The organism is Psychrobacter sp., from assembly GCF_018260395.1.
Taxonomy (GTDB): Bacteria; Pseudomonadota; Gammaproteobacteria; order Pseudomonadales; family Moraxellaceae; genus Psychrobacter.
Genome location: NZ_JAGLBC010000090.1, coordinates 1 through 10,032, shown reverse-complemented (window position 1 = coordinate 10,032; position 10,032 = coordinate 1). Strand labels below are relative to the sequence as shown.

General features: G+C 40.2%; 7 protein-coding genes. 5 read left to right on the top strand and 2 right to left on the bottom strand.

Annotation, left to right across the window (positions count from 1 at the left end; translation table 11 throughout):
- Positions 1 to 140: 140 nt before the first annotated feature.
- A complete protein-coding gene (gene sat / locus QZ265_RS07635) occupies positions 141 to 1,400 on the bottom strand; it encodes a sulfate adenylyltransferase (RefSeq protein ID WP_296404983.1) in 1,260 nt (419 codons plus the stop codon).
- A gap of 333 nt (positions 1,401 to 1,733) precedes the next feature.
- Between sat and QZ265_RS07630 the strand changes: the two genes are divergently transcribed.
- The 4 genes from QZ265_RS07630 to cysG all read left to right on the top strand — a co-directional run bounded on the left by QZ265_RS07630 (position 1,734) and on the right by cysG (position 6,578).
- Entirely contained in the window at positions 1,734 to 3,416 is a 1,683-nt protein-coding gene (locus QZ265_RS07630; RefSeq protein WP_296404980.1) for a nitrite/sulfite reductase, read from the top strand.
- Positions 3,409 to 4,002, top strand: coding sequence for a DUF934 domain-containing protein (locus QZ265_RS07625; RefSeq protein WP_296404978.1), 594 nt, complete (start codon positions 3,409 to 3,411; stop codon positions 4,000 to 4,002). The genes QZ265_RS07630 and QZ265_RS07625 overlap by 8 nt, the downstream gene beginning before the upstream one ends.
- Positions 4,003 to 4,184: 182 nt before the next feature.
- Positions 4,185 to 4,814: a phosphoadenosine phosphosulfate reductase family protein gene (locus QZ265_RS07620; RefSeq protein WP_296404976.1), complete on the top strand. Its 630-nt coding sequence runs from the start codon at positions 4,185 to 4,187 to the stop codon at positions 4,812 to 4,814.
- Positions 4,815 to 5,096: 282 nt separating this feature from the next.
- Positions 5,097 to 6,578: a siroheme synthase CysG gene (cysG, locus tag QZ265_RS07615; protein WP_296404974.1), complete on the top strand. Its 1,482-nt coding sequence runs from the start codon at positions 5,097 to 5,099 to the stop codon at positions 6,576 to 6,578.
- A gap of 203 nt (positions 6,579 to 6,781) precedes the next feature.
- Here the strand turns inward: cysG and QZ265_RS07610 are convergent, their stop codons facing one another.
- Entirely contained in the window at positions 6,782 to 7,963 is a 1,182-nt protein-coding gene (locus QZ265_RS07610; protein WP_296404972.1) for a class I SAM-dependent methyltransferase, read from the bottom strand.
- 250 nt (positions 7,964 to 8,213) lie between these two features.
- On the opposite strand from QZ265_RS07610, the gene QZ265_RS07605 reads away from it, so the two are divergent.
- Entirely contained in the window at positions 8,214 to 9,854 is a 1,641-nt protein-coding gene (locus QZ265_RS07605) for an exonuclease SbcCD subunit D C-terminal domain-containing protein (protein WP_296404970.1), read from the top strand.
- Positions 9,855 to 10,032: the final 178 nt, after the last annotated feature.

Sequence of the window (10,032 nt, the reverse complement as noted above, 5' to 3'; positions counted from 1 at the left end):
TCCAATACAACTTACATTTCAATAATTCCTCCTATATCTTTAAAAAAAAGCCAGCAAATGCTGGCTTAGATTTAATTATATGAATAACTTTTAATGTATAGTTTTAAAGGTTCAGTTGAACATTAAACCAGTTAAGTGAATTATTGAGCAGATGCGCCAACTAAATGTACTTCTGCACGCTCTTCTTTGGCAATACCCGCATAATACTCACGTAAGATTTGAAGTACTTCAGGACGACTAAAATTCTCAGGCACTTCTTGATCCTCTGATAACGCTTTACGAAGCTTGGTACCGGATACTTTAACATGTTGATCAGCATCATGTGGACAGGTCTTAGTAGAAGCCATCGCTTGACATCCGTTACACCAAAAGGTCCAATCAATCTTTAGCGGTTGAGTGAGCATGGCGTCTTTATCGATTTCATCAAAAATAGCTTGCGCGTCAAATGGACCATAATAATCACCCACGCCAGCATGGTCACGGCCTACAATCAGATGACTACAGCCATAGTTTTGACGAAATAAAGCATGTAACAATGCTTCACGAGGACCGGCATATCGCATATCTAAAGGATAACCTGCTTGGATAACCGTATCTTTTCTAAAGTAGTTATCAATCAACGTCTTAATTGCTTCTTGACGCACTTCAGCTGGAATATCACCAGGCTTTAGAGCGCCTAACAAAGAATGAATCATCACACCATCACAAATCTCAATAGCAATCTTAGCTAAGTATTCGTGCGAGCGGTGCATTGGGTTACGAGTTTGGAAGGCTGCAATGGTCTGCCAATTCTTCTCTTCGAACAGCTTACGTGTTTCAGCAGGTGTTTTATAAATTTCTGGATACAGAGTTGGGAATTCACCTTGGCTAAATACTTTTACTTCTCCAGCAACGTTAACCTCACCCTGCTCTAACACTTGACGAACGCCTGGATGTTCTGGATCTGTGGTAGTGAAAACTTGCTGACATTCATGATTTTTGTCAATGGTGTAGGTTTCCTCAACGGTAATAACGCCCATAATCTCACCGTCTTCAGCAACTAACGCCACTTCATCACCTGGCGCTAAGGTGTCTGCTTGCGCTTTATTGGTTGATAAAGTAATTGGGATTGGCCAAAACAATCCTTTATTATCGCCAGATTTAAGGGTCATTTCATCAACCACACCTTGCCAATCTGATTTATTCATAAAGCCATGCAAGGGGGTAAAGCCGCCAATGCCTAACATAATTAAATCACCACGTTCACGAGAGCTAAGGATGATTTGTGGCAAGTTTTTGGCTTTATCAAGCGCTTCAGTTAAAGCTTCGCCTTCTAATAATAAAGGTTGTAACTCATCGCTACCGTGTGGCGGTACAATACTTGTTTTACCTAAACGTTTTACGATTGTTTGGTCTGTCATATTTCAATCCAGTGGTTTTATGGGTTCTAATTTAAAATGAGGTTATTGATAGCTTTTGACTAAAATTTTTACTATGAAAATGCATAGCCCTACTGGCTCAGAATTTTTATAAGTTTAAATGTCTTGTCAGTTTGATAGTCTTAAAAGTTCAAAACTAGCTTAATTTATTTGCTTAGGCTATTTATAAAAATTGACTGCCCTAGACTAACTAAATTTGTATATTCTTTTCTATGCTGTCTTTGGATATGCATATAACAGATATGAATTTAGCAAATCAATGTTAGATAGGTAGTATAATGCCAAGAATTTCTTATACAAAAAGGCATAATATCTATGTATAAATATACTCATGCGGACCAAGCCATGGTTGATGAGCGGGTTGAGCAATTTCGTGACCAAACCCGTCGCTTCCTAGCGGGAGAGCTTCCCGAAGAGCAATATTTGCCCCTACGCCTGCAGAACGGCTTATATATCCAGCGCCATGCACCCATGTTACGTATTGCTGTGCCTTATGGTTTAATAGCCAGCTATCAGTTGCGCAAACTTGCCGACATCACTCGTCGATATGACCGTGGTTTTGGTCACTTTACTACCCGTACTAACCTACAGTTAAACTGGCCAAAGTTAGAAGAGGTTCCAGACATATTAGCAGAATTGGCTTCTGTACAGATGCATGCTATTCAAACTTCAGGCAACTGTATTCGTAATACTACGACTGATCCTTATGCCGGTATCAATGCCAATGAGATTGAAGATCCGCGACCCTACTGTGAAATAATTCGTCAATGGTCAACCTTTCATCCTGAGTTCGCTTTTTTACCCCGTAAATTCAAAATTGCAGTAATTGGCACCCCCGAAGATAGGGCCGCTACTCAAGTTCATGACATCGGCTTACATCTGCTTAAAAATAAGGAAGGTCACATTGGCTTTGAAGTTATCGTCGGTGGCGGCTTAGGTCGCACCCCTATTATTGGCAAAACCATTAACAAATTCTTACCGCGCGAGCACTTATTAAGCTATCTAGATGCTATTTTGAGAGTATATAACTTGCATGGCCGACGTGATAACAAATATAAGGCTCGTATTAAAATCTTAGTTGAGAGTATGGGTGCCAAAGATTTTGCCAAACTGGTGAACACTGAGTGGGAAACTTTTATCAAAGACGGCCCCCTTACCCTTACTAATGATAACTTTGAAACAGCCAAAAGCTTCTTCCCAGAATTTGATTACGAAAATATAGATGAATTAGCAAGTCAGAGTCAGCTAATTAAGCAGTTTGAGAACAAAGCTTTTGCTGACTGGTACTCACGCAATACCGTACCGCATAAAGTTTCAGGCTATCGCGGTGTCATTATGTCCTTAAAAGCGGGCTTAGTCGATGGAAAATACGTGCCTGCTGGTGACATCACAGAGTATCAACTTCATAGCTTAGCTGATCTTGCTGATACTTATAGTTTTGGTGAAATCCGTGCTACTCATCAACAAAACTTAGTTTTTGCGGATGTCAAACAGACTGACTTATACGCTTTATGGCAAGCCCTAACAGAGCTTGAGCTATCGCGTCCTAATATCGGCACGTTAACTGACATGATTGTTTGCCCAGGCTTTGACTTATGTTCTCTAGCCAATGCCACCACTTATAATATCGCTGAGCAAATCGAAAAACATTTTGATAACTTAGATTATCTTTATGACTTAGGTGACATTCAGCTCAATATGTCAGGCTGTATGAATGCTTGTGCGCATCATCACGTTGGCGACATCGGTATTTTAGGCGTTGATAAAAAAGGTGAACATTGGTATCAAATCAGCTTAGGGGGTAGCTCTAAGTCTGAAACTCGTTTAGGTAATATTTTAGGACGCTCAGTAGCTACTGATGAAGTTGCTCCAACTTTAGAAAAAATCTTAAATGTATATACCGCTCAACGTCATGTTGAAGGTGATGCCCCAGAACCGTTTGGCGAATTTGTTCAAAGGGTTGGTATTGACCCATTCAAGGAGGCTGTATATGGGTAATTATCATATCCTAAACAATGAGGCTGAACACTTAACCGTTACAGATACTTGGTATGCCGTGCATACCGAAGAGCTTCCTTCATCTATTTCAATTAAAAGCATCCATTTGAGTGAGCTTCTACATAAAGAAGAGCGATTGGATTTAATTTTGCCGCTGAGCGAAGTTATTGAGCCAAAAGGCTTATTAAGTGAGCTATTAAGTTTTATCGCTTTACGCTCTAGCCGCTTAGGAGTATGGGCAGATACCAATGTCAGTACTGATCAGATAGACATATTACTCAAAGTAACTAAAGATGCCAATTATCCTTTAGTTAACAACCTAGATCTTATCGTATTGTATCAACCAAGCTTTGTTGATGGGCGTAGCTTCAGTCAAGCGCGTCATCTACGTCAACAAGGTTTTGAGGGTGAGATTCGTATTGCAGGTCATTTTGGGCGTGATCAAATCGCTTATCTAAAGCGTGCTGGTGTAGACAGTTTTATCATTGCTGATGAAAATTTAGGCGATGATATCGTCAATGCTTTTAATGCCCTACCTTCCTCCTACGATGGGGTTGTGGCTGACCAATTGCCTATGTTCAGATAACTGTTATTCAAATAACTGATGTTCAGATAATCTATTTGCTAGATACGTATATTTGATAAGTTTTGAGAATAGATTTAGCTACATAATATTGAATTAAAAATTTGGCATAATCCAAATAAAATATTCTAATAACTTAAATATTTTTGTTTTAAATTTTTTTTACTATTAATAAAGGACGTAACATGACAATTGAAATTAACATTGATCAAGCCAATCAAGAACTACATGGCAAAACCCCAGAACAAATAGTGGAATGGGCACTAGCGAAAGCTGAAAACCCAATTATCACTACCAACTTTCGTCCTTACGAATCTGCTATTCTGCATTTAATTGCTAAGCAAAAGCCTGATATCACTGTATTATGGGTAGACTCTGGTTATAATACTGATGCGACTTATAAGTTTGCAAATAAGCTGATTAAAGACTTAAACCTTAATGTTATCACTTATATTCCTAAGCAAACCAGTGCCCATCGTGATGCGACCTTTAACGGTATTCCAAGTGTTAATAATCCATTACATGACGAGTTCACTGAACAAGTAAAACTTGAGCCATTCAAACGTGCACTAGCTGAATTAAAGCCTGACGTCTGGTTTAATGCCATTCGTAAAGACCAAACTGAATTCCGTCAAGGACTTGATGTCCTTAGCCAATCTAAAGATGGCGTATTAAAAGTAGCGCCTTTGTTCTACAAAACGGACGCTGACTTAGACATATATCTAGAAGAAAACAACTTACCTAATGAGTTTGATTACTTTGACCCTACCAAGGTTGAAGAAAACCGTGAGTGTGGACTGCATACTCAGCTTTAATAGAGATGATCATAGCTTGATTTAGATAAATATAAATCTAAGATTTAGCTGGATAATGACTTAGCTATCATTAGTTAATGCAATATAACTGAAATAGCCCTCCTATTAGACTTTTAGGAGGGCTTTTTAATTATTTATGCTATAAGTCAGTTATCAAAATGCGTTAATTCTGATAAATCTAGCAATAACCACTTTATACAAGCTCATTTTAATGATATTAATAATGAAATAAAGCTTACACTACTTTAACTCTTAAACGACACCAATGAAAAGCAAATCCCTATGAATACCTTCCCCTTATTTTTCAAACTTGACAATCAACCTGTTCTAATCGTGGGTGGTGGTGAGGTTGCTCAACGTAAAGCAGATTTGCTATCACGTGCAGGTGCCTGTATCACTATATTAGCACCTAAGATTAGCGATGAGATACAGGCGCTGTTGACAGATGATAGGCACGCTTTAATCACTGAGCATTATGACAAAAAGTATATTGAAGGTAAGCGAATTGTCATTGCAGGTACCGATGATGAAGCCTTAAACCATCAGGTTCATGCTGATTGCAAAGCTTTAAACATACCGGTTAACGTGGTAGATACGCCGCCTTTGTGTGATTTTATATTTCCTGCTATTGTTGATAGAAATCCTATTGTTATCGGCATCTCGTCTAATGGCAAAGCCCCAGTACTTGCCCGCCTTACACGTGCCCGTCTTGAAACCCTAATACCGCAAGGCTATGGTAAATTGGCAAAATTGGCAGGTGACATGCGTGATGAGGTCAAATCTAAAATACCGACATTAACAGGTAGACGTCAGTTCTGGGAAAAAGCATTTGAAGGTAAAGTAAGCGAGTTAATGTTTGCTGGGCGTAGCGTTGAGGCCGAGCAGGCATTAAAACAGCAACTTGAACAGACCCATCAACAATTAATAAGTAATAGTGATATCGATCAAAACGCTACTCATTCTGCAAAACCTGCTAAAACTACAGGTGAAGTATATATCGTAGGTGCTGGTCCTGGTGATCCAGAGCTGCTTACCTTTAAAGCCCTAAGATTGATGCAGCAAGCCGATATTGTTTATTATGATGCATTAGTTTCAGATGCAGTGCTCGATTTATGTCGCCGAGATGCGGACAAAATATTCGTGGGTAAAAAACGCAGTAATCATGCTGTCGCTCAACAAGGTATTAATCAGTTGATGATTGATGCAGCCAAATCTGGTAAACGTGTGGTACGCCTGAAAGGAGGAGATCCATTCATGTTTGGGCGTGGTGGTGAAGAGATTCAAGCGTTACGTGCTGCATCTATCCCTTATCAAGTAGTGCCTGGGATAACTGCTGCTGGTGCTGCCTCTTGCTATACTGGCATCCCCCTGACTCACCGTGATCACTCGCAATCGGTGCGTTTTGTGACAGGTTTCTTAAAGTCTGGCGAGCCTAACAATGGCTTTGAGTCATTAACCAATCCACATGAGACGATTGTATTTTATATGGGTCTACATTCGTTGGTTCGTTTAACCACAGGCTTAATCGATGCGGGTCGTTCTCCAGATACTGCTATTGCCATTGTATCTCAGGCTAGCTTGCCGACACAGCAAGTCATGACCGGAACGCTTCAAAACATCGTTGCCAAACATGACGCCAATCCCCTACCTACCCCTGCTCTGCTAATCGTAGGTGAAGTGGCAAAACTGCATGACGAGTTGGCTTGGTTTGGAGAGCATATTGTCAATACAGATCAGCAAGCGCACGCGCTTAATATGATCTAGTGACATTTTTTTATATTTAACACTTAGACTGAGCACTTAAACTGAGAACCTAAAACGAAATAAAAGCAAAAGCAGGGCCTCAGCATCGAAAGATTTAAACCATCTGAAATATGCGATTGAGAGTCCCGCTTTTCTTTAATGACCTTACTCGGTGCTCGTCCCTCGCACAACAGCCACTACTTTTATTTGCTTAGGCTATTTATTTAAATTGCGCGAATTAAACACCATAGCGAAGTGACCTCAGCACTTCGTGCTACATATAGCGGATCATTTTCATCATGGCTTTTACCGTGCGTTGGCTGAGTATCTAGTCTATATTTTACTGTCAATCCAGCGTCATCTATCCAGCCTAATAACTCATCACGGGACCGCAAGTTTAAATGCTCTGCTAAGTCTGACAAAATAAGCCAAGCCTCGCCATTTTCAGCTAAATATTGACTTATACCTTTCAAAAATCCTCTTAGCATAGCACTATTGGGATCATAAACGGCATACTCTAAGGGGGAACTGGGTTTAGCGGGCAGCCAAGGTGGATTACAGACAATCAAGTTCGCCTTAGGGACTTGTTTGGGAAACAAATCAACTTGTTGCAACTGAACGTCTGTCAGCTTCAAACGATCAAGGTTGTCTTTTGCACAGGCTAACGCACTAGGGTTTATGTCGCTCGCTATGACCTGCTTGATACCCCGCTTCGCCAATATAATAGCCAATAAACCCGTTCCCGTACCGATGTCATAGGCGACCTCGCAGGGTGAAGGTAATGGCGCATCTAATAACAGCTGTACATATTCCTGACGAGTCGGCGCAAAAACACCGTAATGAGGGTAAATGGATAGCCCTAATTCCTTAATCGGGACCCCTTTTTCACGCCACTGAGCCGCCCCTAATGCCCCTTGCAGATCACGAAATGACAATACGCATGGTTCAGTTATCTTACCAAATGCAGCCGTGCAAGCGGCACTTACATCAGGTGCACGACGTAGCTTGCTGACAAAATTTTCATCAAGCTGTAATATCAGACGACTTAATAGTCGAGCACGTTGTGATTGAGCTTGGCGATTTTTGTGGAACAAATTGGGTATGTCGTTTGCTGCGTCCTTTGCGGATTTGTTTGCTAATTTATTTTCTTTATTCTTTTTACGTTCTTCAGCACGATCTATACGTCTTTGAAGCGCTTGCAGTAATTGCTTAGCATTTTGAAAGTCACCACGCCATAACATTGACGTGCCCGCATTGGCTAGACGATAGGCTTCACCAGCTGTCGTTGAGTCATCGACTATGACGATACGGCTTGGTGGCTCGTAATTACTTTGCGATATCCAAAGTGCTTTATGATGAGTGTCGCCTTCTTGCCATGTTACATACTGTTTGGTTTGTTCTAACACTTGTTCTGCCTTTCACTTATAAATTTTATGGCCATATCATACACTATTGACGAGCCAACTTCGCCACACCAAAAGGTAAGTATTCAAAACTGTTAGCAACCTTCTTATATAGAAGTTAAAGAAATAGTGTAGCAACTTCTTAAAGCTACTTATAAGCCTGATTAAAATTTTTTATGGTATGATTATTTTATCCTAAATCTATTGTTGGTTAAGTCATCTTCCTAATTACCTAAGCGTTGTAATATTATATATGACAAAGTCCACCGAACCATCTACCCCTTTAAAACCTTTAACCATAATGCACACCTCAGACTGGCATCTCGGTCGTCGATTATATGGTCAGATGCGCTATGACGAATTTGAGGCTTTTTTAGCATGGTTAGAAGACGCCATTAACCGCTATCAAGTCGATGTTCTCATAGTCGCAGGTGATATTTTCGATACCATGACACCTAGCAATCGAGCACAATCGCTGTATTATGAATTTTTGGGACGGGTTGCGCATTCAGTCTGTCAACATATCGTCATCGTAGCGGGCAATCACGACTCCCCTACCTTTCTTGATGCGCCCAGCAATATATTAAAGTTCTTAAATGTGCATGTAATCGGAACAGCTTGTGAGGATTTAAAAGCCGAGGTGTTGACCCTCAATGATAGCGAAAGCACACCTTTTTGTATCATAACTGCTGTCCCTTATCTGCGTGACCGTGATGTGCGCAGTAGCCGTGCGGGCGAGTCCGATAGCGATAAAGACAGCAAAGTCATTGAGGGTATCAAAGCACATTACGATGGCGTGGCAGAAATTGCTAAAGCTCAACAAGATAAGCTTACTGAGCAATACCAACGTCATATTCCGATTATCGCTACCGGTCACCTTTTTGCCTCTGGTGGACGTACCACAGATGATGATGGAGTTCGCAACTTATACGTTGGCTCGTTGGGTAAAATATCGGCTGATATGTTTGCAGACTGTTTTGATTATGTGGCGCTGGGACATTTGCATGTACCACAACGTATCGGTGGACGTGAGCACATTCGATATAGTGGTTCGCCGATTCCAATGGGTTTTGGGGAGGCTCGCCAGCAAAAGCAAGTTTTATTGATTCGGTTTGGCGACTTGATAGATGAGCGTTTTGATAATACTCAACAGTTATCACCTGATCCAAATGAAGCCTTTAGCACTCTAACCATACAAACATCTACATCTAAAATATCAACTTCAAAAACATCTTCAAAAACATCGGTTAAGCCTAAACTTAAAAATCAAGATAGTCTATTTATTGATGATTTGTTTGCAGGTCTTGATGATGAATTTAATGAAAATAAAAAGGAGCAAGATAATACTGATAAATTGTCTGAAGAAATCCCGACTGATACTATTCCAACTTATCCCGCTAATGTAGATAGCTTCGAGACATATAGCTTTGATACAGATGGCATCGATTCGCCTACCCCTGTTTATTACGATCACGATAAGCAGATGCAAATTACCTCTATACCCATCCCTACATTTCAAAAGTTAATGCAGATTAAAGGCGATATGACGCATATTGAACAGTCCATAAATTCGCTACCGAAAGATGAGGTTATATGGTTAGAAGTTATTTATGAAGGTAATGAAATCGTTAGTAATCTTAATGAGGAAATACAGACGTTACTTGAAAATACTTCATTTAAAGCGCTAAAGATAAAGAACACGAATAATTATAATAAAGTATTAACGTCTGAGAATAGTACCGAGACCCTTCAAGACTTAAATGTGATGGAAGTGTTTGAGCGCTGTATGACGGTGCATGATATCGCCGAGTCGCAAAAAGACGAGCTACGAGATGCTTATCAGCAGATATTGTATGAGGCGAGTCAAGAGGATGTTAATTCGGGTGAGGTTTGAATTAAGCAAGATTGAAGTTTGTAAAGTCAGAAAGTGATTTGGTGGATGTGGATTAAAATTGATTAATTACCTGTAGGCGATAGTAATTTTATGGGATGAAAGCTCTGACTAAGTTTGCTATATTTTATTTCTACCTAACCAAGACATATCCGCCTTGAGACTGAATATTCCTTCAATT